This window comes from Catenulispora sp. GAS73 (genome assembly GCF_041262085.1).
GTDB lineage: Bacteria > Actinomycetota > Actinomycetes > Streptomycetales > Catenulisporaceae > Catenulispora.
Genome location: NZ_JBGCCM010000002.1, coordinates 104,906 through 127,514, shown reverse-complemented (window position 1 = coordinate 127,514; position 22,609 = coordinate 104,906). Strand labels below are relative to the sequence as shown.

18 protein-coding genes and 2 pseudogenes are annotated in these 22,609 nt (G+C 70.3%); 11 read left to right on the top strand and 9 right to left on the bottom strand.

The window, feature by feature from the left end:
- Positions 1-36: 36 nt before the first annotated feature.
- Both ABH935_RS03085 and ABH935_RS03080 read right to left on the bottom strand, forming a co-directional pair.
- Positions 37-300, bottom strand: a complete 264-nt coding sequence (locus tag ABH935_RS03085; RefSeq protein WP_370376227.1) for a hypothetical protein — start codon at positions 298-300, stop codon at positions 37-39.
- A gap of 882 nt (positions 301-1,182) precedes the next feature.
- Positions 1,183-1,653, bottom strand: a pseudogene (locus ABH935_RS03080) (helix-turn-helix transcriptional regulator); the annotation flags it as partial.
- 134 nt (positions 1,654-1,787) lie between these two features.
- On the opposite strand from ABH935_RS03080, the gene ABH935_RS03075 reads away from it, so the two are divergent.
- The 3 genes from ABH935_RS03075 (at position 1,788) to ABH935_RS03065 (ending at position 4,674) form a co-directional block, all read left to right on the top strand.
- Positions 1,788-2,417 carry an MBL fold metallo-hydrolase gene (locus ABH935_RS03075; RefSeq protein ID WP_370376226.1) on the top strand — a complete coding sequence of 210 codons (630 nt, stop codon included), beginning with the start codon at positions 1,788-1,790 and terminating at the stop codon, positions 2,415-2,417.
- A gap of 49 nt (positions 2,418-2,466) precedes the next feature.
- Positions 2,467-3,831, top strand: a complete 1,365-nt coding sequence (locus tag ABH935_RS03070; protein ID WP_370376225.1) for a carboxylesterase/lipase family protein — start codon at positions 2,467-2,469, stop codon at positions 3,829-3,831.
- A 126-nt stretch (positions 3,832-3,957) separates the two neighbouring features.
- Positions 3,958-4,674: a DUF899 domain-containing protein gene (locus tag ABH935_RS03065; RefSeq protein WP_370376224.1), complete on the top strand. Its 717-nt coding sequence runs from the start codon at positions 3,958-3,960 to the stop codon at positions 4,672-4,674.
- A 42-nt stretch (positions 4,675-4,716) separates the two neighbouring features.
- Here ABH935_RS03065 and speB read toward each other — a convergent pair whose 3' ends face one another.
- A complete protein-coding gene (speB, locus tag ABH935_RS03060) occupies positions 4,717-5,730 on the bottom strand; it encodes an agmatinase (RefSeq protein ID WP_370376223.1) in 1,014 nt (337 codons plus the stop codon).
- A gap of 168 nt (positions 5,731-5,898) precedes the next feature.
- Between speB and ABH935_RS03055 the strand changes: the two genes are divergently transcribed.
- From ABH935_RS03055 to ABH935_RS03045, 3 genes are read left to right on the top strand one after another with little or no spacing between them, the layout of a single operon-like run.
- Positions 5,899-7,371 carry an APC family permease gene (locus ABH935_RS03055; RefSeq protein WP_370376222.1) on the top strand — a complete coding sequence of 491 codons (1,473 nt, stop codon included), beginning with the start codon at positions 5,899-5,901 and terminating at the stop codon, positions 7,369-7,371.
- 10 nt (positions 7,372-7,381) lie between these two features.
- Positions 7,382-8,035: a TetR/AcrR family transcriptional regulator gene (locus ABH935_RS03050; RefSeq protein WP_370376221.1), complete on the top strand. Its 654-nt coding sequence runs from the start codon at positions 7,382-7,384 to the stop codon at positions 8,033-8,035.
- Positions 8,036-8,069: 34 nt separating this feature from the next.
- Positions 8,070-9,185, top strand: coding sequence for a DUF2332 domain-containing protein (locus tag ABH935_RS03045; protein WP_370376220.1), 1,116 nt, complete (start codon positions 8,070-8,072; stop codon positions 9,183-9,185).
- A gap of 111 nt (positions 9,186-9,296) precedes the next feature.
- Here ABH935_RS03045 and ABH935_RS03040 read toward each other — a convergent pair whose 3' ends face one another.
- The gene (locus ABH935_RS03040; RefSeq protein WP_370376219.1) at positions 9,297-10,799 is read right to left on the bottom strand and encodes an MDR family MFS transporter; all 1,503 of its coding nucleotides are present in this window, start codon (positions 10,797-10,799) and stop codon (positions 9,297-9,299) included.
- A 201-nt stretch (positions 10,800-11,000) separates the two neighbouring features.
- Between ABH935_RS03040 and ABH935_RS03035 the strand changes: the two genes are divergently transcribed.
- Positions 11,001-11,540 (top strand): TetR/AcrR family transcriptional regulator, encoded by a 540-nt coding sequence (locus ABH935_RS03035; protein ID WP_370376218.1) that lies wholly within the window; start codon positions 11,001-11,003, stop codon positions 11,538-11,540.
- A gap of 59 nt (positions 11,541-11,599) precedes the next feature.
- On the opposite strand, the pseudogene ABH935_RS03030 reads toward ABH935_RS03035, so the two are convergent.
- From ABH935_RS03030 to ABH935_RS03015, 4 genes and pseudogenes are all read right to left on the bottom strand, one after another.
- A pseudogene (locus tag ABH935_RS03030) lies at positions 11,600-11,878 on the bottom strand (DUF308 domain-containing protein); the annotation flags it as partial.
- Between the two features lie 112 nt (positions 11,879-11,990).
- Entirely contained in the window at positions 11,991-12,824 is an 834-nt protein-coding gene (locus tag ABH935_RS03025; RefSeq protein WP_370376557.1) for a tannase/feruloyl esterase family alpha/beta hydrolase, read from the bottom strand.
- A gap of 6 nt (positions 12,825-12,830) precedes the next feature.
- Entirely contained in the window at positions 12,831-14,276 is a 1,446-nt protein-coding gene (locus tag ABH935_RS03020; RefSeq protein WP_370376217.1) for an aldehyde dehydrogenase, read from the bottom strand.
- 166 nt (positions 14,277-14,442) lie between these two features.
- The gene (locus tag ABH935_RS03015) at positions 14,443-16,344 is read right to left on the bottom strand and encodes a putative Ig domain-containing protein (RefSeq protein ID WP_370376216.1); all 1,902 of its coding nucleotides are present in this window, start codon (positions 16,342-16,344) and stop codon (positions 14,443-14,445) included.
- A gap of 386 nt (positions 16,345-16,730) precedes the next feature.
- Between ABH935_RS03015 and ABH935_RS03010 the strand changes: the two genes are divergently transcribed.
- Together ABH935_RS03010 and ABH935_RS03005 are read left to right on the top strand one after the other, a co-directional pair.
- The gene (locus ABH935_RS03010) at positions 16,731-16,883 is read left to right on the top strand and encodes a hypothetical protein (RefSeq protein ID WP_370376215.1); all 153 of its coding nucleotides are present in this window, start codon (positions 16,731-16,733) and stop codon (positions 16,881-16,883) included.
- Positions 16,884-17,204: 321 nt separating this feature from the next.
- On the top strand, positions 17,205-19,988 hold the full coding sequence (locus ABH935_RS03005; RefSeq protein WP_370376214.1) for an AAA family ATPase: 2,784 nt from the start codon (positions 17,205-17,207) through the stop codon (positions 19,986-19,988).
- Positions 19,989-20,048: 60 nt separating this feature from the next.
- Here the strand turns inward: ABH935_RS03005 and ABH935_RS03000 are convergent, their stop codons facing one another.
- On the bottom strand, positions 20,049-20,432 hold the full coding sequence (locus tag ABH935_RS03000) for a VOC family protein (RefSeq protein WP_370376213.1): 384 nt from the start codon (positions 20,430-20,432) through the stop codon (positions 20,049-20,051).
- Between the two features lie 140 nt (positions 20,433-20,572).
- On the opposite strand from ABH935_RS03000, the gene ABH935_RS02995 reads away from it, so the two are divergent.
- Entirely contained in the window at positions 20,573-21,421 is an 849-nt protein-coding gene (locus ABH935_RS02995) for a MerR family transcriptional regulator (RefSeq protein ID WP_370376212.1), read from the top strand.
- Positions 21,422-21,568: 147 nt separating this feature from the next.
- Complete coding sequence (gene ppk2 / locus ABH935_RS02990; protein WP_370376556.1) at positions 21,569-22,477, top strand: polyphosphate kinase 2; 909 nt, start codon at positions 21,569-21,571, stop codon at positions 22,475-22,477.
- Positions 22,478-22,609: the final 132 nt, after the last annotated feature.

The following is a 22,609-nucleotide window of genomic DNA, read 5'->3' as shown; positions in this document are numbered from 1 at the left end:
CACGGGGTAGTCGGGCCCGACGGGGTCTGCGGCGTGCTAGGCAGGGTCGACGGCCACGTCGGGGTGGGGCTCGGCGAGCTCCACGACGAGCTCGGTGCCGGGGTCGAGGGCAGGGTGCCGCTCGGCGACGTCGACGGCTGGCTGGAGCTCCAGGGCGTGGTCGGCAGGCTGCTCGACGGCGTCGTCGGCAGGCTGCTGCTCGGGGAGGTCGGCGGTGTGGTGCCGGTCGGCGTGCCCGACGGGCTGCCGGTCGGGCGCCAGCTGCTCGGACCGCCGGTGGGGCCGCTGGTCGCGATGCACGTCGGAGCGCTCGTCGGGATGCCGGTGGGGATGCCGGTGGGGATGCCGGTCGGCAGGCCGGTGGGAACTCCGGTCGGGACTCCCGTGGGAATGCCGGTCGGAACGCCTGTGGGGAGGCCGGTCGGGACGCCAGTCGGGACGCCGGTTGGAATGCCGGTCGGAACGCCTGTGGGGAGGCCAGTGGGCACTCCGGTCGGGAGGCCGGTGGGAAGGCCTGTCGGAATCCCGCTCGGACCGGTGGGAGGGCAAGGATTGGTGGGGCATGTCGGGGAGCTAGTGGGCAGTCCTGTCGGCATGCCGGTGGGGATTCCTGTGGGCACACCTGTGGGGATCCCGGTCGGGATTCCAGTGGGTATGCCGGTCGGAATCCCAGTCGGAATCCCGGTTGGGATCCCTGTTGGTACGCCTGTCGGGATCCCGGTCGGGACTCCCGTGGGCACTCCGGTTGGAATCCCTGTCGGAATCCCGGTTGGGATCCCAGTGGGAACCCCCGAGGGCACGCCGGTCGGAACCCCGCTGGGCACCCCGCCGCCAGTCCCCACGCCGCAGGCCGCCGGCTCCTTCCCGCCATGTGTGAAGGCCAAAGCCGCCGTCACAGTAAGCCCGACCAAAGTCACCGCGCTCGCGAGCGTAGCCCCGTTGCGGGCAGCGGTAGACAAACCCTTCACCACGTGTTCCCACCCCTGTGAATTACTGAAGTCCCCAACCCTGCAGAACCCGCCAGGCAGCGAGCAGCGCACAGTCAATGCACTGAGATCAACTTGGCGGGGCGGCTTAGTGTATCGACGTCCGCCGTCCCGAGGCGTCCTGCGTTTGACGTGCTCTGTGGTACGCATTCGGACCCGCTTGCCGGGAGATGCTGCTCGCCTGCCGGAGCAGTGCGAGGGCGACGAAGTCGGGGCTCTTCATCGTCAGTTCGCCGATGAGTTCTGCCAGCAGTTGGTCCTCGGGGTGGCGGCCGGCGACGGTGCGCAGGTTGCCGACGACGGCGCGGGCTTTGCGGTTCCAGTCCTGGTAGAGCTCGCGGGAGTGGGGGTCGAGGAACAGCATGCGGCTCATGTTGGGGCGGTGGGCCGGGGTGTGGGGGGCGAGGGGGTCGAGGTGGTCGCGCTCGTGGTCGCTGAGCTGGAGGGCGCGGGCGACGGCGTCCAGCACCTCCGGCGAGGCGCCGCGGGACAGTCCCTGTTCGAGCCGGGTGCAGTACGAGGCGCTGACGCCCGCCAGCTGCGCCAGCTCCTCGCGGCGTAGGCCGGCCACCCTGCGGGGGCCGAAGGCGGGTAGGCCGATGTCCTCCGGCCGGAGCTGGGCCCGGCGCGCCTGCAAGAAATCGCCCAGGGGGCCGGGTCCGTCCATATGCGCAGTCTGCACTGCGGCTAAGGCCGCAGCCACACCCTGACGGGGGTAGGACCCGCCGGGGCTGGTTGGCCCGGACCGCACCGCCCAAGCTCGGAAGCACCCGGCCATGCGCCCGATCCACAAGGAACACCATGGAACAGCTCGCCCTGGGCGACGTCACCGTCGCTCGCGTCAAGGAGTACTACGGCCCAGTGGGGATGGCTCCGTCGGAGTTCTTCCCGGACAGCCCCGACGAGACTTGGAGGCGGCACCGTCCTGTCCTTGAGCCGGACTTCTGGGACCCGGCGACGAACGAGTGCAACACGGCGCTCCAGTCCTGGCTGCTGCACAGCGAAGGACGCACGATCCTGGTAGACACCGGCGTCGGCAACCACAAGGACCGGCCCTACGCGGCCGGCTGGAGCCGCCTGGACACCGACTACCTCGACAACCTGGCGGCGGCCGGTGTGCGGCCCGAAGACGTCGACATCGTGGTGAACACCCACCTGCACATCGACCACGTCGGCTGGAACACCTATCTCGACGGCCGAACGTGGGTACCGACCTTCCCGAACGCCACCTACCTCATGCCGCGGCGTGACTTCGACTTCTGGAACCCGGCCAACGGTCATGAGACAGTCTTCGGCCGCGCCGCCGACAGCAACGCTCTCGTCTTTCCCGCGCATCTGGGCGGTCACGGCGCGGCGGAGGTCGGCAAGGACGGCAAGGACGGCTCAAACTTCGCGATCGAGCGCTGGGCGGGATTCTCCCGCATCGCCTGAAGCCTGAAGCCTGATGACTGAAGCGTTGAGATCGAAAGGAAATGGCCCCATGCCTCAGGGCTTAAACCCCGCCGTCGAGCACCCAGTAGTCGAGACGCCCGCCGGCGCCGTGCGTGGTCTGCGCGACCGATTCGGCGACCTCTACCGAGCCATCCCCTACGCGATGGCACCGCAAGGCGCTCGCCGTTTCGCCGCACCCGTGCCGTACCCCGGCTGGTCCGGCGTCCGGGACGCCACCGAACCCTCGCCGACGGCACCACAGCCCGCGCGTCCCTTCGGTCGTCTCGACATGACGCCCTACTTCGGACCCGGCTGGGTGCCGGGCGAGGAGTACCTGACCGTCGACGTCCGCACCCCCGCGGCGGACGGCGAGAAGCGGCCGGTCATGGTCTTCGTGCACGGCGGCGGATTCGTCAGCGGCTCCACGCGCGCCGCGCTGTACGACGGTAAGGCCTTCGCCCGCGACGGAGTCGTCCTGGTGACGGTGAACTACCGGCTCGGCATCCCGGGCTTCCTCGACCTTCCCGGAGCCCCGGCCAACCGCGGACTGCTCGACGTGCTGGCCGCGCTGCGTTGGGTGCGCGACAGCATCTCGGCGTTCGGCGGCGACTCCGGCAACGTCACCGTCTTCGGGCAGTCGGCGGGCGCGACGATCACCGGCGCGCTGCTCGCGACGCCGGAGGCGGCGGGCCTGTTCCGCCGCGCGATCGTGCAGAGCGGCAGCGGCACCGGTGCCTTCACCCCCGAGCAGGCGGAGCGCGTGACTGCGGCGGCGGCGAAGGCGCTCGGCGTCGGGGCGACGGCGGAGCAGTTCGCCGAGATCCCGGACGAGCATTTTCTCAGCATCCTGCCGGAGCTGGCCGGACTCGATCTGCGCACGGCCACGGCCGGCGATCCGCTGCTCGGGTTGAGTCCGTTCAGCCTGGTCCTGCCGGTCCAGCCGGCTGACGCGCTGACCGATGGACCGGCTGCCGAGGTCTCCGTGCTCATCGGCAGCAACACCGAGGAGGGGAACCTGTATCTCGTGCCCCAGGGCAAGGTGGAGCTGTCTCCTGAAGGCGAGCAGCGCTCGGCACGTCTCGGTGAGGCGCTATTCGGCAACGGCACCAAGCGTTTGGCGGCTGCGCACTCTCGGATCTCGGGAGGCCGGACGTACGTGTACTCATTCGCTCAGCGCTCGACAGCCTTCGACGACCGTCTCGGGGCAACGCACACAACAGAGCTGCCGTACGTCTTCGACCTCGCCGACGAGCCCTGGCTTCACGGCGACGGCGGTCTGCTCGGCCCGGACGCGGCACCGGCGGATCTTGCCGCGGCGATGCATGGCGCCTGGATCGCCTTCGCTCGCGACGGCGACCCCGGCTGGCAGGCGTACCAGGGAGAACGGCCGGTGGTTCGGGTATTCGGGGGCTGATGTACCGGGCGTCCGCGGCTCCGGGGTGTCCGGCGGTCGGCGGTTCCTTGCCACGCAGCGTGAGCGTCGTTAACTTCCAGTGAGTACGACCCCTGATTCACTCACGAGCCCCGAGGAGGGACCGCCGTGGAACTGCCCGCCGTCGCGTCGCGCGAGGAATGGCGCGAAGCCCGGATCGCACTGCTCCAGGAGGAGAAGGCGGCCACCGCCATGCTGGACCGGATCGCCGAGCGCCGCCGCGCCCTGCCGATGGTCGAGATCGTCAAGCCCTACACGTTCGTCGGCCGCGACGGCGAGGCCACCTTGGCCGACTTGTTCGACGGCCGGCGACAGCTGATCGTCTACCACTTCATGTGGATGGGCGATGCCGGGTGTTCGAGCTGCTCGATGGTCGCCGACAACATGGGCCACCCGGCTCATCTGGGAGCCACCGACACGAACCTGGTCATGGTGACGCGCGCGCCGTGGCCGGACATCGACCGGTTCCAGAAGCGCATGGGATGGAGTACGCCGTGGTACTCCTCCGACGGCACCGACTTCAACTTCGACTTCCACGTCACGAACGACCCGGAGGTCGCTCCGATCGAGTACAACTTCCGGAACGAGGCCGAGCTGAGGGAACGGGGGCTGGACTACAACCTCAGCGGCGACAACCCCGGCGTCAGCGTCTTCCTGCGGGACGGCGACCGGATCTTCCACACCTACTCCGCCTACGCCCGGGGCTGCGAGACGCTGGTCGGCACCTACACCTACCTCGACCTGACGCCGCTGGGGCGGCAGTTGTACATCAACGAGTTCCCGCACCACGACAGCTACGAGAGCGGTGCGGGTCACTGCCACTGACTGCTGTCGAACTGCTGTCGACAAGCCGGAAGGAGGGTCGGTTCAACGGCCGGCCAGCAGCGGCTGCGCCGGGTCCCACGGCGGCCCACCGGCCGCGTCGGCACGTCGTCGGGCGATCGCCGACAGCGCCTCCAGTACAACGCGGTTGCCCAGCGCCGCGGTGATGTCGGCGTGGTCGTACGGCGGCGACACCTCGACCACCTCCAGGCCCACGACCGGGAGTTCGTAGCAGATGCGGCGGACCGAATCGAGCAGGTCGCGGCCGGACAGGCCGCCGGGTTCCGGGGTGCCGGTTCCCGGGGCGTGGCCGGGGTCGGCGACGTCGATGTCGATCGACAGGTAGACACCGTCGCAGTCGTCGGTGGCGATGGCGAAAGCCTCGGTCAGGCATGCCGGCAGGCCGCGGGTGACGATCTCCGTCATCTCGTACGAGCGCATGCGCTGCTCGGCCATCCACGACAGCGTCTCCGGCTCCGGCCAGTAGCCGCGCAGGCCCACCTGGAGGAACCGGTCGCCGCGGATGGCGCCGGACTCGATCAGGCGGCGCATCGGCTGGCCGTGGCCGTGCAGGTGGCCGAACTCGATGTCGCCGGTGTCCGCGTGCGCGTCGAAGTGGATCATCGAGACGCGGCCGAAGCCGTGGTGGCGGGCCACGCCGGTGGCGTCGGGCAGGGCGACGGTGTGGTCGCCGCCGAGGACCACCGGGATCGCGCCGGAGGCGGCGATGGTGTGGACCGCGGTCTCGATGGCCGTCAGGGAGGTCTCGATGTCGCCGGAGTACATCTCGACGTCGCCCGCGTCGAGGACGCGCAGGTCCCGCAGGCCGTCCACGCGCAGCGCGAGGCTCGGGCGGGAGCCGTCGTGCGGGAGGTAGCAGGCCTGGCGGATGGCCTGGGGGCCGAAGCGCGTGCCGGGGCGGTGCGTCGTGCCGCCGTCGAAGGGCGCGCCGACGATGACCACGTCCGCGCCGGCCAGCGACGCGGGGTCGTCCAGGTCGCAGCGGTCGACTCCCAGGAAGGTGATGTCCGGGCCGAACATCGCGCCGTATCTGGCCATGGTGTTCCTTGCTGTGCGGAGGGGTGAGGTCGCGGAAAGTTACCGTATCCAAAACCTGTACGGCCATACAGTATGTGGCTACAGTTCCGGGCACCAGCCCGGCTGTGCCGGGCGTCACACCGTCACCGTCACACCGACACGCCGTCGAGTCGTCCAGGAGAACCTCAGATGACCACAGCGCCCCACCCCGAAACCGTCGCGCCGACCGCTCCGCACGCCGGTGCGCTCGACAAGGGCCTGCGGGCCGACGCCCTCGGCCTGCTGTCCAGCATCGTGATCGCGGTGTCCTCCACCGCCCCGGCCTACAGCACCGCCGCCACCCTCGGCCTGATCGTGGCGATCAGCGGCACGCACACGCCGGGGATGTTCGTCGTCGCCTTCGTGCCGATGCTGTTCATCGCGGTCGCCTTCCGCGAGCTGAACAAGATCGACCCGGACTGCGGCACCACCTTCGCCTGGGTGCGGCGCGCGTTCGGGCCCGGCGCCGGATGGATGGGCGGCTGGGGCATCATCGCCGCCGACATCATCGTGATGGCCAGCCTGGCGCAGGTCGTCGGGCGCTACGCGCTGCTGCTGTTCGGCGCCGACGGCCTGGCCGCGCAGACCCTGCCGGTGGTCGTCGTCGGCGTCGTCTTCATCGCGGCGCTGACCTACGTCTGCTATCGCGGGATCGAGATCTCGGCGCGGCTGCAGTTCGTGCTCCTGGTCGTCGAGATCCTGGGCCTGGCCGCGCTGTGCGTCGTGGCGTTCGTCAAGGTCGGCACGGGCCACGCGATGACCGGGCACGCGCACCCCGCCGCGGCCTGGCTCAACCCCTTCACCGGCTCCTTCACCTCGGTCTCGAACGCCTTCCTGCTGGCCGTGTTCGTGTACTGGGGCTGGGACGCGGCGGTCAGCGTCAACGAGGAGACCAAGGACGCCGAACGCACTCCGGGACGCTCGGCCGTCATCTCGACGCTCATGCTCGTCGCCGTCTTCTTCGTGGTCGCCGTCGCCACGCTCGCCTACGCGGGCCCGGATTTCCTCGCCAAGAACAGCGGCGACGTGCTGGGCGCCCTGGCCGACTCGGTGTTCGGCAGCACCCTCGGCAAGCTCATGATCCTGTGCGTGCTGTCCTCCACCGCGGCCTCGACGCAGACCACGATCATGCCGACGGCGCGCGCCGTCCTGTCGATGGCCGCGCACGGCGCCCTGCCGGCACGGCTGGCGCGCGTCCACCCCCGGTACCTGACTCCCGGCGTGGCGACCGTCACGATGGGGGTCGTCTCGGCGGCGTTCTTCGTGCTGCTGGCCCTGTCGTCGAGCAACGTCCTGGCCGACTCGGCGTCGGCGACCGGGCTGCTGATCGCCTTCTACTACGGACTGACGGGTCTGGCCTGCGTCTGGGTCTTCCGCAAGGACCTGCGCCGGAGCCGGCGTGACCTGCTGGCCAAGGGTGTGCTTCCGCTGCTCGGCGGCCTGGCTCTGCTCGGGGCCTTCGTCCTGTCGATCAGGTCCTACTTGCCGGCTTCCAGCAGCGCGACGCACTTCGCCGGGATCGGCGGGATCTTCCTGATCGGCGCCGGAGCGTTGCTCATCGGGGTGGTGCTGATGCTGGTCGCGCGCTCGCGTTACCCGGGGTATTTCCGTCGAGGTCTATAGACTTCAGACCATGAGCACGCCGCCTACATCCACTCCTGCCCCTGCTCATCGGAGCGGTCGGCGGGCGGGACGGCGCAAGACCGAGGTGTTGCAGGCGGCAGTGCGGGTGCTGGCCGAGCGCGGCGCCGAGGGGACCCGGTTCCAGGACGTCTCGGCGGCGAGCGGCGTGCCGGTCAGTACGTTGCAATACTACTTCGGCTCCCGTGAGGACCTGCTGATCGCGGCGTTCAAGCACGCCTCGGAGACCGAGACCGCGCGCCTGCACGAGGAATTGGCGCAGGTCCCGGACCCGTGGGACCGTCTGGTGCGCATCATCGAGACGGTGCTGGAGGGCTGTCGGCCGGAGGCGCCGGAGAGCGGGCGCGTGTGGATCGAGTCGTGGCGCTACGGGATGCGCGACGAGGAGATGCGGCAGGACGTGCTGCGCGATTACAACGCCTGGCGCACGCTCATCGCCGACGCGATCCGGGTCGGGATGGAGAGCGGGGCGTTCGCGGCCGGGGATCCGGAGCCGGACGCGATCGTGATCCTCTCGCTGCTGGACGGGATCGGGTTGCCGACAGCGCTTGGGGACCCCGCGGTGTCGATGGCCAGGGCCCGCGAGCTGATGCTCACCACGATGGCGCGGCTTCTGCAACCCGCCCCGGACCGCCGACTTCAGTGACGGTTCGCGACGCTTCGCGATCTACAGTGTCGCTATGAGCATCGACGGTTTCCGCAGGTTCGCGACGGATGCGGCCGGGACCTCGCCGCTCTACTCGGCGTTGGCCGACCAGGTCGCCAGCGACGCGCGGCTGCGGGAAGTGTTCGGGGCGGCCGGTGACCGGCACGTGGCGTTGTTCTTCGCCGTCGTGCAGCGGGTGCTCGCCGACTATCCGGACAATCCGCTGGCCGCGTACTACGCGTCCTTCGGCGGCGACCGCGCGCCGGATACGGAGCTGGCGGGTGTGTTCGAGAGGTTCGTCCTGAGCCACCGCGACCGGATCGAGGCGCTGCTGGTCGCCGGGGAAACGCAGAGCAACGAGCCGCTGCGGGCCGCGCAGTTGCGGCCCGCGTTCGGCTGGGCCCAGGCCGGGCTGGGGCGGTCGCTGGGGCTGATCGAGGTCGGGACCAGCGCGGGGCTGCTGCTGTATCCGGATCGGTACGGGTACGAATACGAATTCGCTGACGGCTCGGTGCTGGAGTGTCCGCCTCCGGCGAGCTCCGACCATCGTGAGGACGTCCTGGGGCCGGTGTTGAGCTGCCCGATCCGGGGTGCCGCGACGGCGAAGACGCTTGGACCGTTCGTTACCAAGGAGCTGCGAATCTCCTCGCGGGTCGGCCTTGACCTGAACCCGCTGAACCCGGCCGACGCTGAGACCCGGGCCTGGCTGCGTGCGCAGGTCTGGCCCGAGGAAGCCGACCGCCGAGCGCGTTTGGACGCGGCGTTGGCCATGGCGGTCAGGTATCCGGCGCGGCTGCGTAAGGGGGATGCGCTCGACATCTTGGTGGCGGCGCTCGGGAAGGTGGCCGCTCCGGCGGTGCCGTGCGTCTTCGTGTCCAACACGTTGGGGCATTTCGACTCTGAGGGTCGTGCTGCGTTTGTCGAGCTTGTCAGGGCTCTGGGTTCGCGTCAGGACCTGGTGCTGATTCTCAAGGAAGCTGATTCGGTCGGGTTGGGGCTGTTCGTCGAGCGGCCGGCGGAGGATCCGTCTGCACCGCGGGTGGAGTCGGTGGGCGCGGTGCTTTATCAGGCCGGACGCGAGCGGTGCTTCTCGCTCGGAACGGCCGGGCCGCACGGTGCTTGGTTGGAGTGGGCGCCTGCCATGCTCTGACCCGCGCCCGTGGCGACTACCCGGCGAGCCAATTCGCTGAAAGGACCTAGTCGGAAGCGCCGACGAACGCCGCGACGGAGTCCGCGAACGCCTGCTTCGGTGAGCGGGCTGTCATGCGGACCTGTCGAGAGCAAGGCTTCCGGCTCCAGCGCTCCGTCGAGCTGGTGTCGAACACTGGTCTCCCAGGCCCGTTGTCTTCCGGGCCGGCTTGAGGAACAAGGCGAGTCCGATGCCGACCGCCAGAGCAGGGGCGATCCACAGGTAGCCGGTGGCCGTCGCGTGGGCGAAGGCGTTCAGCGCGGTGCCGCGCAAGGCGTCGGGCAGCTGGCTGACGCTGTCGGGGCGGGCGGCGTTGAAACCGCCGGAGGTCGGCAGGCTCCGGGTGCGGTGGGCGAAGCCGGTGTTGAGCAGCGTGCCGAAGATGGCGACGCCGAAGGCCGCGCCGATGGAGCGCGCGAAGGTGACGACGGCGCTCGCCGCGCCCAGGTCGGCGGCCGGCACGCTGTTCTGCACGGTGGTCAGCACGACCATGGGGATCATGCCTATGCCGACTCCGGTGATGAGGAAGTAGACGCTCAGGACGGGAGTGCTGGTGGCCGCCCCGATGGTGCTCAACAGGAGCAGGCCGGCCAGGTTCGCCGTCAGGCCCGCCAGCAGGATCGCCCGCAGCCGTTCGACGTGCGCGGCCCAGCGTCCGGCCAGCGACTGGCTCACGACCAGGCCGGCGACCAGCGGCAGCATCGAGACGCCGGAGAGGGTGGCCGACACCCCGTGCACGATCTGCAGGTAGGTCGGCAGGTAGACCAGCACCGAGAACATCGTGGCGTTGGCGAAGAACGCGATCAGCGAGGAGAAGACGACGGTCCGGGAGGCGAGCATGGCCGGCGGCAGCACCGGGGCGGTGACGCGGCGCTCGACCGGGACCAGGATCGCGGCCAGGCCGACGGTCGCGACGATCAGCCCGGTGATGGCCGGCGAGCCCCAGCCCCAGCGCTCGCCGAAGGACGTGATGAGCACCAGGCCGGTGGCGATCCCGGCCAGGATGAGCGAGCCCAGGTAGTCGATGCGGGCCTTGGCACCGCGGGTGGCGGCCGGGAGGGCGCGCGCCGCGATGGCCAGGGCCACGAGGCCGACCGGCAGGTTGATCAGGAAGGCCCAGCGCCAGGAGAGGTGGTCGGTGAAGACGCCGCCGAGCAGCGGCCCGACGATGCTGGCCACGCCGTAGACCGAGCCGAACATGCCCTGGTAGCGGCCCCGCTCGCTCGGCGCGACGATGTCGCCGACCAGGGCGAAGGTCAGCACGATCATGCCGCCGCCGCCCACCCCCTGCAGCACGCGGGCGCCGATCAGCTCGATCAGGTTCTGCGCCAGGCCGCAGGCCGCGGACGCGGTGAGGAAGGTGGCCGTCGCGGCCAAGTAGAGGCGCTTGCGGCCGAACATGTCGCCGAGCTTGCCCCACAACGGGGTGACGGCGGTTGACGCGAGCAGGTAGGCCGCGCTGACCCAGGCGATGTCGGAGAAGCCGTTGAGATCCCTGGCTATTCGGGGCAGGGCCGTCGAGACGATCGTCTGGTCCAGGGATGCGAGCAGGACTGCGAGGACCAGGGCGGACATCGCGAGGGCGACGCCTCCGGATCGCGCTGACTGTACTGACTGCACTGGTCGCGGTGTGGCGAGGGATCGGGTGTTCGGCATCAGGCACGCCTCTCTGTGAGCGGGTTACTGTCACATCACTGTAGCACTTATAATCCGAGAGGCCACTCTAAAGTGGCTATAGGTGTGGCAGGCTCCACAGCGGGCCCTAGAATCGATGACGTGAGAGCCGACGCAGCACGCAATCTGGAAGCCGTCCTGACCACCGGAGCCCGCATGCTCGCCGAAGACCCGGGAGCGAGCATGGCGAGCATCGCGGCGGAGGCGGGGGTGGACCGTCGCACGCTCTACCGGCGCTTCGCCTCACGCGAGGAGCTTCTGGAGGCGGTCTACGAGGCCCGGCTGGAGGCCATCGGTCAGGCCATCGAGGACGCCCGCTTGCGCGAGGCACCGGTGGCGGTCGCGCTGCACCGCTACGTCGAGAACATCATCGAGGTCAACCGGACCTGGCCGGTCGACCTCGCGCTGATGCTCGGCACCGAGGACGTGCGCCGGCGGCGCGACGCCTACGTCGCGGAGGTCGACACCTTCTTGCAGCGCGCCACGGACGAGGGCCTGCTGCGCGCCGGGTTTCCGGACGGCTGGGTCGGCGATCTGTTGCCCGCGCTGATGAAACTGGTGGTCCAGCGACTGCCGGAGCTTAGCCGCGGTCAGGCGGCGGATGTCGTGGTCGACACGCTGCTTCGCGGCGTCGGGGCATAGAAAAAGTCGGGGCCCGCTCCGTCCAGGAGCGGGCCCCGACTGGTGCCGCGCGCCTCGGTTCAGACCGGCTGAACCGCACCCCGGCGCGCCTTCCAGGCCAGCAGGCCGGCCTGGACGATGAAGAAGATGCCGCCGCCGGTGGCGTAGACCGACAGGACTGACAGGGTCGGCTTGTGGCCGGCGGCCTGTGCGGCGTAGAAGATGCCGACGATGAAGGACAGACTGCCGGAGATCAGTGTCGGGATCTGCTTGCCCAGCTCCGGCCCGCGCCGCCGCAGTCCTACCGCGAACTGTGCCGCGCCGGAGACCACGGCCCAGGCGCCGAAGGCGGCGAGCACCGCGCGGCGGCGGTCGCTCAGCGCGAGATCCGTTGCGCTGTCGGGCGGTGCCGGTGCTGCGGGATGCCTCGCAGTCGTGGTCTTCATGGCCTACTCCTTTTCTTTCCTCGACCTAGTGCCGCGAGGCCGGCACACAGCGGAAGCTGCTCGCCGAGTTCGGGTCGCCGTGGCCGGAGTAGTGGGACACCATCGGGTAGCGGCAGACGTCGCGGGCGACGGTCTGACCGGTGGCCGTGGGCAGGGTGGCGTGCAGGACGTTCGGGGCCTTGCCGTGCTCGACCCAGTTGGTCAGGGCCGCCAGGTCGTCGACGCCGCCGCCCTGCAGGCCGCAGTGCGCCACGCCGGGCGCCAGGAACACGCGGTAGAAGTCGTCGACCTTCTTGGTGCCGCCCATCAGGGCATCCACGCGCTGGCGGTAGTCGACGGTGCCCACGGTCGGGATCAGCTGGTCGGAGTCACCCTGCCAGGTGATCAGCTTGCCGCCGGCGTTGCGGAACGCCGACAGGTTCGGGTTGGAGGTGCCGATGACCGAGTCGTACTCGGCGCGCGCCTTCTGGAAGATCTGGTCGAACTGCGCGTACGTCAGGTTCGCCGAGCTGAAGCCGGGCTGCTTCTGCACGAAGTTGGCGACCCACTGCGCCGGGACGATGAACGGCGAGCCGGTGGTGACGCCGGAGGCGTCGGTGGTGCTGGCCGCCAGGTAGTCGAACGAGGCGCCGACCGGCAGGCCGTACCAGAGCCGCTTGCCGTCGGTGTCGCGCGGGCCGTCCCAGATCTTGCGCACCACGTCGGCGTCGGCGGCGGTGATGGTGACCTGCTTGCCGTCGCACTCGACCTTGGTGCCGACCAGGCGCCGCGGGTCGAAGTCGCACTTGTTCGGCTCGCTGATCAGGCCGTCCGTGATGCCGTCGAGCTTGTCGCAGGCCTTCATAGCGGCGGCGTTGATGCCGGCTCAGACCGTGACGGTCTTGTATTCCGTGTAGGTGCCGAGGCCGACCGCGCCGTACTCCCGGCCGATGCCGCTGGCCTTGAAACCGCCGAACGGGCCGTCGAAGCCGATGGAGGCGCCGTTGATCGTGACGGTCCCGGTGCGGACGCGGCGCGCCACGGCCAGGGCGTGCTGCTCGTCGGTGGACCAGACGCCGCCGGACAGGCCGTACTCGGAGTCGTTGGCGATGCGGACGGCGTCGTCCTCGTCGTCGTAGGGGATGACGACCAGGACCGGGCCGAAGATCTCCTCCTGCGCGATCCGCATGGAGTTGTCGACGTCGGCGAACACCGTCGGCGTGACGTAGTTGCCGCCCTCCAGGCCCTCGGGGATCTGCGGGCCGCCGGTGACCAGGCGCGCGCCTTCCTCGATGCCGAGCCGGATGTACTCGCGGACGCGTTCCTGCTGGTCGGGCCTGATCATGGGGCCGATGAAGGTCTCGGGGTCGTTCGGGTCCCCGACCTTCAGTGATTCCACGAGCTCCTTGAGCGCGGTGACCACCTGCTCGTACTGGCTGCGCGGGGCCAGGATGCGGGTCTGCGCGATGCACGACTCGCCGTTGTTGAGCAGGGAGCCGAACTTCACACCCGCGACGGCCCGCGCGATGTCGGCGTCGGGCAGGATGATCGCGGCCGACTTCCCGCCGAGCTCCAGGCTGACCCGCTTGAGCTGCTCGCCGGCGATCGAGGCGATGCGGCGGCCGGCGCGCGTCGAGCCGGTGAAGGCGATCTTGTCGACGTCCTGGTGCGAGACGAGGTACTCGCTGGTCTCGCGGTCAGCCGGCAGAACGCTGATGACGCCATCGGGCAGGCCGGTCTTCTCCAGCAGTTCCGCCAGGAACGCCATGCTCAGCGAGTTCTCCGGAGACACCTTCAGGATCACGGAGTTGCCGGCCAGCAGGGCGGGGATGATCTTCGAGGTGGCCGAGGAGAACGGTGAGTTCCACGGGATCACCGCGGCCACGACGCCGACCGCCTCGCGGCGTACCACGCTGCGCACGGTCGAAGCCGGGTCGGAGGGAGCGAGCGTCTCCTCCCAGCCGAACTCCCTGGCCGCCGTGAGGTAGGCGTTCGCCTGGCGGCTCAGCCCCGGCTGTCCGGCGCGGGTGAACCAGCCGGCCGAGCCGTTCTCCGCCGAGATCAGGCGCGCGATGGCGTCGGCGTTCTGCTCGCGCAACGCGTTGAACCGGCGCAGAACCTCGATCCGCTCGGCCGGCGGGGTCAGGCGCCACGTGCCGGACTCGAACGACGCCCGCGCCGCGGCGACCGCGCGGTCGATGTCCGCGGGCTGGGCCTGCGCCGCGCGGCCGATCACCGACCGGTCGTGCGGTGAGGTGATGTCGAGCAGTTCCGGGTTGCTCGGTTCGACCCAGGAACCCCCGATGAAGAGCTTGTCGTGGACGGTGACCATGGCCTTGCCTCTCTCCAGCGCTGAATCAACTGTCACATCACTGTAGCACTTGATGGCGAGAAGGGCGCAGTCGAGGGGCGAATGATGCGAACGGCCCGGCCCCACGAGGGGCCGGGCCGGGTCAAGCGGCTGTTTCAGGAGCTCAGAGGGTCATGAGCTCAGAGGGTCAGGAGGTCGCCACGTCGTCGTACTTCGTGAACGTGGGGTCGCCCGGGTAGTTGTCGTCCTTGCTGGTCAGCGTCAGCGTGTAGCTGTGGCCGGCGGTGATCGTGGAGGTCACCTGCTTCCAGCCGGAGCTGGAGACGCAGGTCTTGGCCAGGATCGTCTTGGTGGTGCCGGAGGTGTTGTCCTTCAGCGTGGCCGTGGCCCAGTCGTACGTGACGGTGTCGGGGCAGGTCACGTTGTACCAGAAGGCCAGCTTGCTGTTGCCGGTGCCCGCCTTGAAGGTCTGGGCGATGCTGGAGGTGTTGCTCGGGTTGGTCGACCCGACCATCGCCGCGTAGCTGCCCGAGTGCGGGCCGGACGTGGTCACCGAGGTGACGCCGCTCGCGGTCCAGCCGGACAGGCTGCCGGTCTCGAAGCCGCCGTTGACCACGACGTTGCCGCCACCGCCGCCGGAGGTGCTGACCGTCCAGGAGAAGCTGGTCGAGCCCGAGGCGGGGGTGGAGTCGCTGGCGGTGACCGTCGCCGAGCCGCTGGTCGCGGTGGTCGGGGTGCCGGAGATCAGGCCGGTCGAGGAGATCGACAGGCCGGCGGGCAGGCCGGTGGCCGAGTAGGTCAGGGTCTTGCCGGCCGAGGAGCTGGCCGAGACCTGCAGGCTGACCGCGGTGCCGACGGTCCAGGACTGCGACGGGATCGAGCTCACGGTGATGGTGTCGGTACCGCCGCCGCCGTGGTTGATGATCGCGTGCGACAGGTCGCATTCGTTGGTGTCGTTGGACCACGACGCCTGCTCGGGGTACGTGCCGTAGGAGCCGAAGGAGACGTTGCCCGCGCCGCCGGCGGTGCCGGGGGAGAGCCATGCGCACTCGTCGGAGTTCTCCTGGCCGTTGTAGGACGAGCCGGTGTTGTTGGTCCAGCCGCCCGCCGGGTTCTGGTCCGACATCATCTCGTGCCACTCGTGGCCCATGGTGATGGTGTAGCCGTCGAGAGTCCCGGGGGAGTTCACGAAGCCCACGCCGCAGCCGGCGCCGGAGTCCATGTTGTACGGCTGGTTGGAGAACGCGATGTCGCCGTAGGGCGAGCTCACGGCGCCGCCGGTGAGGGTGGAGTCACCGTTGTAGTCGTGCCAGGCGCAGTACTGCCCCTGGTAGTTGTCCGGGTTGGTACCGGTGGGGGACAGGATCACGTAGTAGGCGTCGCGGTTGGCTGCGGCGGTGGTGTTGCCGAAGTGCGCGGCGGCGTTGACCGCTTCCTGGCCCAGCTGGTGGCCACTCGCCGCGCTGGGAGAGGCGCCGGAGTTGTCTTCCCACACGCCGGCGAGCACGCCGCCGGCCTGGTAGCTGATGTACTGCGAGGCGGGCAGGTTGGTCGGGCAGGCGACCGCGCCGGTGGCCACACCCGCGCCGTCACACCACTGCGTCAGGTCCGCGGACCACGTCTCGCTGTTGGTGCCGATGCCCTTGAACATCTGCTGCGCGACCGAGGCGCCGCCGTCGGGGTCACCGGAGAACTTGGCGTTGCCGTTGGAGTCGGTGCTCTGGGTTCCCCACTGGCTGCCGTAGAAAACCAGGTAGACCTTGCTCTTGCTGCCGCTCTGCACACCGATTCCGTCGATGCCGCCGCCATAGGACAGCGTCTCCGGGCCGGTCGCGGCCTGCGGCGAGGCGTGCTGGGTCGCCCACGCCTTCATCTTCTGGTTCTGCTGGACGGTCGGGACGGCGCCGTGGCGGTACGGGTGGCCGTACTGCGGCGAGTAGGGGTTGGCCACGGCCGAGCCGTGAGCCTGCGTGGACGGCGAGGCCATGGCGGCCGCGGTCCCGGCGACGCCGAGCGCGGCGCACGCGGTGATGGCGAACGCGATGCGCGCCGTCTTGCGGCGCACGGCGTTCTTGGAGGGCTGGGACACTTCGGTGTCTCCTCGATCTCGGATGGTGCACTGGCGATGTGGGTGGCGCAGTGGAGCCGAAATCAGGGCACACGCCATCGGTGGCGCAAGGGGTGTCGCGAACCGATGTGTGGGCCGGGCGGAAGCGGGGTGCGCTTGGTGTGTTGTGGGCGAGAAGTGAGGAATCGCTTCACCACCTGACCGGGAAAGGTAAGCCCGACAGGCGGTGTCGTCAACGGGTATCGATGGTGACCCCCTCGTGGCGCCCGTCGCCGTGTTTCGCGGAGATGTCCGAGCCTTGGCCGGTTCCGGTCGCCGATCGAAGCCGGATGTAGCAGAACCTTGACTCTCTGCGATGTCGTATCTAGCATCCGCCGTGCCCGCTGAGAAGCAGCACCGCGCAGACCGTGGCCGGCCCGATGACCATGGCGCAGATCGAAGGCATGTACACCGTCGGCGGCGGCCTCGCGATGCGCGGCGGCCCGATCCGGGCGACCACCGGGCCGGTCTACGCCGCGCCCCAGCACGCGAGGGCGCCGGCGCTCAGGGCTCTGATGTAGGGCCCTCGGCGACGCCTGCTCAGGCAGGCTGAAGGGCGGGCCGTGTCCATCACTGCCGACGATGGACACGGCCCGCTCGGGTCGGGACACGACAGGCGGTCAACGGCGGCGGTTGCTCGCGGCGCGGCGCGCGGCCAGATCGGCCTGAGGATCCCGCGGCGAATCCTCGGCGATCGCTGTGAGTACCCGAGTGACGAGCCGCACACGCTCCAGCCAGAGAAGGGGACTTCCTGAGGACTGGTACAGCTGTTCGACTCAATGGTCCGGCGATGTCGTGTAAGAGTTCGGATACGCACGGGCGGGACCGGGAGGGCGCGGGCAGTGCTTTTAGGACGCGATCAAGAGTCCGCTCGGGTCGAGGAGGCGCTGGATCGGGCGTGCTCCGGCAGCGGTGAGATCCTGCTGCTGCGCGGCGATCCGGGCATCGGCAAGAGCGTGCTGCTGGCGCGGACGGTCGAGGGGGCCGCGGAGCGGATGCTCGTGCTGCAGGCCTGCGGTTTCGAGACCGATGCCGAGATCGGTTACAGCGTCCTGGCCGATCTGTGCCGGCCGCTGGACGCCGAGATCGCCGAGTTGCCGGAGCTGCTGCGCGAGGCGCTTCAGACGGCGACCGGCGCCGCCGTGGGCAGCGGCGAGGGCAGCAGCGCGTTCGCCGTCGGGCGGGCGCTGACGGTTCTGCTGCAGAACGTGGCCGCGCACCAGCCGGTGCTCATCGCCCTGGACGACGGGCACTGGGCCGACGAGGCCTCGGCCTACGCGCTGGCGTTCGCGGCGCGCCGGCTCGGGGACGCCGCGACCGCCGTGCTCATCACGCTGCGCAACGGCGAGCCGAGCGTCTTCGACGGCTTGGACGCGCCGTCGGTGGAGCTGTCGCCGCTGGAGCGCAAGGCGGCCGAGGCGCTGATCGGCTCGGAGGCGGTGCGCCGGGTCGGGCCGCGGATGGCCGAGCACATCCACCGCGCCGCGCAGGGCAATCCGCTGGCGCTGCTGGAGCTGGCCGACGCGGCGTTGAGCGGGCGGCTGGACCCGGACGACGACCAGGTCGTGCCGTCCGGGCCGCGGCTGGAGCACGCCTTCGCCACCCGCCTGCGGCGGCTGCCCGAGCGCTGTACCAGGGCCCTGATGGTGGTGGCGACCAGCTTCACCGGCGGCCTGGCCGAGACCGCCGGGGCCATGGCGCGGCTCGGGATGTCGGAGTTCGACCTGGACATGGCGCGGATGGAGCACCTGCTGTGGGAGGACGGGGACCGCTGGCAGATGCGGCACCCGGTGTTCCGCTCCGTCGCCTACCAGCACTACCCGGCCGCCGAGCGGCGCCGGGCGCACCGGGCCTTCGCCGACTGGCTGGCCGACAACGGCGGCGGGGTCGGCGGGACGTTCCTGGCCGACCAGCGGGCCTGGCACGCGGCCGCCGCGGCGCTGCCCGGGGACGAGGCGGCGGCCACGGCGGCGGCGCTGCTGGCCGAGGCCGCCGACGCGGCGCGCTCCCGGGGCGCCTTGGCGGCGGCCCGCCGGGCGTACCTGCGGGCCCGGGAGCTCAGCGCGGAGCCGGAGACCATGGCCGCGATGTCGATCGGCGCTGCCGAGTGCCTGCAGGTGTCCGGCGATGTGGAGACCGCGCAGGCGCTGGCGCGTGAGGCGTTGCGGTACTCGGGTTCGCCGGCGGTGGCCAACGCGGCCAACCGGGTTCTGCACCAGATCACGTTGGCCCGGGCCGGCGCGCAGGAGGTGCTGGAGCTGTTCGAGGCCGACGCCGACGCGTTGGGCGCGCACGAGGCCGACCTCGCCGCGTCGTACCTCGGCGCGGCGGCGGCCACCGCGATCACCGCGACCCGGCTGTACGACACGCTGCGGCTCAGCGCGAAGGGCGTCGCGCTGACTCCTTCGGGCGTGGGCACGGGCGCCGCCGCGGCCCGCACGATCAGCGCTTTCGGGCTGGTCGGCAACGGCTGCGCTCCCGAGGCGGCGCGCGTCATGGCGGACTACTTCCCGGCGTTCCGCGAGGTCGATCCGTGGCGTCAGAGCTTTGAGACGGTCGGCGTCACCGGGATGGTGCTGGTCTGGCTGGGGATGATCGGGCAGGCCGGGGAGTACCTGACCCGCACCGCGCGCCTGCTGCGCCAGGCCGGCGCCGAGGAGCATCTGCCGCTGCTGCTGATCCCGCAGATCCTGCTGGCCATCCGCAAGGGCGACCTCGCCGCCGCGCACGAGGCGGCCGAGGAGTCCCGACGTCTCGGCGGCGAACTCGGCCAGCGCCAGGTCGCCCCGCTGGCCGTGGCCCTGGCGGCGCGCCTGGCCGCGCTGCGCGGCAGCTTCACCCGCGCCCTGGACCTCGCGACCACGACCGAGCAGCTGACCGAGGCGACCGGCGCGAGCTTCTACCGGGACATCGCGAACACCGCCGTGGGCTCCGCCGACCTGGCACAGGGCCGGCACGAGGCGGCGGCGGCCGTCCTGGCCGGCGTCCGCGAGCGCCTGCACGCCGGCGGGATGGTCGAGCACAGCTTGTTCATGCCGACGTTCGGCGACTACATCGAAGCATTGATACGGCTGGGGGCCGAGGACCGGGTCCGCACCGAGGTGACCGAGGAGCTGCCGCGCGCGGAAGGCGGAGGGCTGCCGGCGTCGCTGGCGGTCGTCTACCGATGCCAGGCGCAGGCCCTGCCACCGGCGAAAGCAGGGCCCTGGTTCGACCGGGCGCTGGCCGCGCACGCGGACTCCGTCGACGCCTTCGAGCAGGCGCGGACCCAGCTTGCGTACGGTCGTTTCCTGCGCGAGGGCACGGAATCGGGCGCGGCCGGCCGCCAGCTGTCGGCGGCGGCCACGGCCTTCGCCGCGATGGGTGCCGATCCATGGCTGGAGGAGACGGAGACCGAGCTGGACTTGCTGGTCCTGCCAGGCGAGCTCTCGGGCACGAAGCTGGCCAGGCAGGAACGGCGCGTCATGCGGCTCGCGGCGGAGGGCGCGACGAACGGCCAGATCTCGGAGGCGCTGGGGATCGCGCCGCACATCGTGGACCAGTACCTGGAGCAGGTGCTGGACAAGTTGGGCGTGCGGCAGCGGTGGGAGTTGGCCGCGCTGCTGCAGAAGGGGCTGGGAGGGTAGGGCTGAGCGCGAAATGCTCGTCGCGCTCAGCCAAAACCGCCGTGGTCCTCGGGGCAGCGGCTACTTCGCCTGCATCGTCAGCAGATCGAACTCGTTGCCCTCCGGGTCGGCGAACGTGGTCCACTTCGCGCCGGGGAACGCGATCTCGTTGAGTGGCTTGGCGCCGAGGGCGGTCAGGCGCCCGTGCTCCGCGTCGTAGTTCTCCGTGAGGAGGTCGAGGTGGAGGCGGTTCTTGGCGGCCTTGGGTTCGGGCACCTTGCTGAAGAACAGCAGCGGGCCTTTCGCCGGGTCGGTCGCTTCGACCACCACGTTCTCGGGGGTCGGGCCGGGGCTGACGGGGCGGTCGAGGACGTTGCCCCAGAACTCCGCGAGGGAGGCGGGGTCGGTGCAGTCGATGCTCAGGGCGAAGACGCCGAGGCCGGCCGTCGGGGCTTGTGCGTTCATGGCTGGTTCCTTCCGATGGGGCTGTGGTCACGTCGGCGCCGTGGCCGACTGCCTTCACCCTCAGCGGTGCCCTTGAGGGAGGGTCAACCGCGGCTCGTGCGCTTGCCCCTCCCCTTGGGGGAGGGGTGAATACTGGCCCAATGCCTGTCGCGCTGACCATCGGCGATTTCTCCCGAGCCACCCAGCTGAGCGTCAAGACGCTCCGCCATTACCACCGCGTCGGTCTTCTGGCGCCCGCCGACGTCGACGCGGACACCGGCTACCGCTGGTACACCACCGACCAGATCCAGACCGCGCAGGTCATCCGCCGCTTCCGGGACCTGGACATGCCGCTGGGCCAGATCCACGCAGTGCTGGCCGCCCCCGACCTCGGCACGCGCAGCGAGCTCATCGCCGCGCACATGGCGAGCCTCGAACAGAGCCTGGCGCGCACGCAGTCCGCGGTGGCGTCGCTGCGCGACCTGCTCGCCGGTCCGTCCGGCGTCGGCCCGGTCGGGCAGCGCACGGTCGGCGCGACGATGACGGCCGCCATCACCGCCGTCGTCACGATGGCGGACCTGGTCCCGTGGTACCAGGGCGCGCTCGGCGAACTGCACGCCACGCTCGACGCCCGGGGCATGCGGCCGGTCGGTCCGGCGGGCGGGCTGTTCGCCGGGGAGCTGTTCGCCGACGAGCGCGGGGAGGCCACCGTCTTCGTGCCGACCGCGACCGAGGTCCCGCGTCTGGGACGCGTCGAACCCGTCGTCGTGCCGGCCGCCGAGCTCGCGGTCATCGAGCACCGCGGTTCGCTCGCCGACGTCGACCGGGCCTACGGCGCACTGGCCGCGCACGTGGCGAACCACGAGCTGCGGCTGGACGGCCCCATCCGCGAGTACTACCTGGTCGGCCGGCAGGACACCGCTGACGAGAACGCGTGGCGCACCGACGTCTGCTGGCCGGTGTTCAGCACGGGTGTGGCAAACGGAACAGCGACGAGCTCCGGGAGTTAACATAACGTTTGGCGTATGGCTGATCAGCAGGCGAACTTGTTCGGGGATATTGCCCCTGTGAGTGGAGAACCGACCGACCCGCAGCCCACCGATTCCTATGACGCCGCCGACGGCCCCGAGCAGCAGCACGCCTGGAACCTCGCCGACGTGACCGACACAGGCGGTCTGCGCATCGAGGAGGCGGACGACGACGACCCGATCCTCATAGGCGCCGACGGCGTGCCGGTGGACACCTGGCGCCAGGACTACCCGTACCGCGAACGCCTGGACCGTCTCGTGTACGAGCACGACAAGCGGCTGTTGCAGATCGAGCTCCTGAAGCTGCAGAACTGGATCAAGGACACCGGCGGCCGCCTGGTGATCCTGTTCGAGGGCCGGGACGCGGCGGGCAAGGGCGGCACGATCAAGCGCTTCACCGAGCACCTCAACCCGCGCGGCGCGAGGGTCGTCGCCCTGGAGAAGCCCACCGAGCGCGAGCGCACCCAGTGGTACTTCCAGCGCTACGTGACCCATCTGCCGGCGGCCGGCGAGATCGTGATGTTCGACCGCTCGTGGTACAACCGCGCCGGCGTCGAGCGCGTCATGGGTTTCTGCGACCCGGCCGAGTACCTGGAGTTCATGCGCCAGGCGCCGGAGTTCGAGCGGATGCTGGTCCGCGACGGCATCACGCTGGTGAAGTTCTGGTTCTCCGTCTCGCAGGCCGAGCAGCGAACCAGGTTCCTGATCCGCCAGGTCGACCCGGTCCGCCAGTGGAAGCTGAGCCCGATGGACCTCGCCTCGCTGGAGCGCTGGCAACAGTACACGGACGCGAAGGAGGCGATGTTCTTCTACACCGACACCGCCGACGCGCCCTGGACCGTGATCAAGAGCAACGACAAGAAACGCGCCCGGCTCGCGGCGATGCAGCACGTGCTCTCGCTGTTCCCGTACGCCAACAAGGACACCGAGATCGCCCAGACGCCCGACCCACAGATTCTCGGCTCGGCCGCGCTGCTGTCCGAACGGAGCACCGACGCCGATCCGCACCGGGTGCTGCCGCGCCTGTCCAAGGCCTGAATCCGGCAGTTCATCGGCTGGTCATCGGTCGTTTTTCTCAACTATGAGCAATAGTACCGGCGCGTAGTGCTGATGAGAGCCGAGTCACAATCGAACGCTCTAGCGACGGGAATCGCCGTCCTGTCACGATCA

Coding starts and splice junctions, on each gene's coding strand:
- ABH935_RS03075 (WP_370376226.1), top strand. CDS start 1,788: ATGGAACAGCTCGCCCTGGGCGACGTCACCGTCGCTCGCGTCAAGGAG.
- ABH935_RS03070 (WP_370376225.1), top strand. CDS start 2,467: ATGCCTCAGGGCTTAAACCCCGCCGTCGAGCACCCAGTAGTCGAGACG.
- speB (WP_370376223.1), bottom strand. CDS start 5,730: ATGGCCAGATACGGCGCGATGTTCGGCCCGGACATCACCTTCCTGGGA.
- ABH935_RS03055 (WP_370376222.1), top strand. CDS start 5,899: ATGACCACAGCGCCCCACCCCGAAACCGTCGCGCCGACCGCTCCGCAC.
- ABH935_RS03050 (WP_370376221.1), top strand. CDS start 7,382: ATGAGCACGCCGCCTACATCCACTCCTGCCCCTGCTCATCGGAGCGGT.
- ABH935_RS03045 (WP_370376220.1), top strand. CDS start 8,070: ATGAGCATCGACGGTTTCCGCAGGTTCGCGACGGATGCGGCCGGGACC.
- ABH935_RS03040 (WP_370376219.1), bottom strand. CDS start 10,799: ATGTCCGCCCTGGTCCTCGCAGTCCTGCTCGCATCCCTGGACCAGACG.
- ABH935_RS03020 (WP_370376217.1), bottom strand. CDS start 14,276: ATGGTCACCGTCCACGACAAGCTCTTCATCGGGGGTTCCTGGGTCGAA.
- ABH935_RS03000 (WP_370376213.1), bottom strand. CDS start 20,432: ATGAACGCACAAGCCCCGACGGCCGGCCTCGGCGTCTTCGCCCTGAGC.
- ABH935_RS02995 (WP_370376212.1), top strand. CDS start 20,573: ATGCCTGTCGCGCTGACCATCGGCGATTTCTCCCGAGCCACCCAGCTG.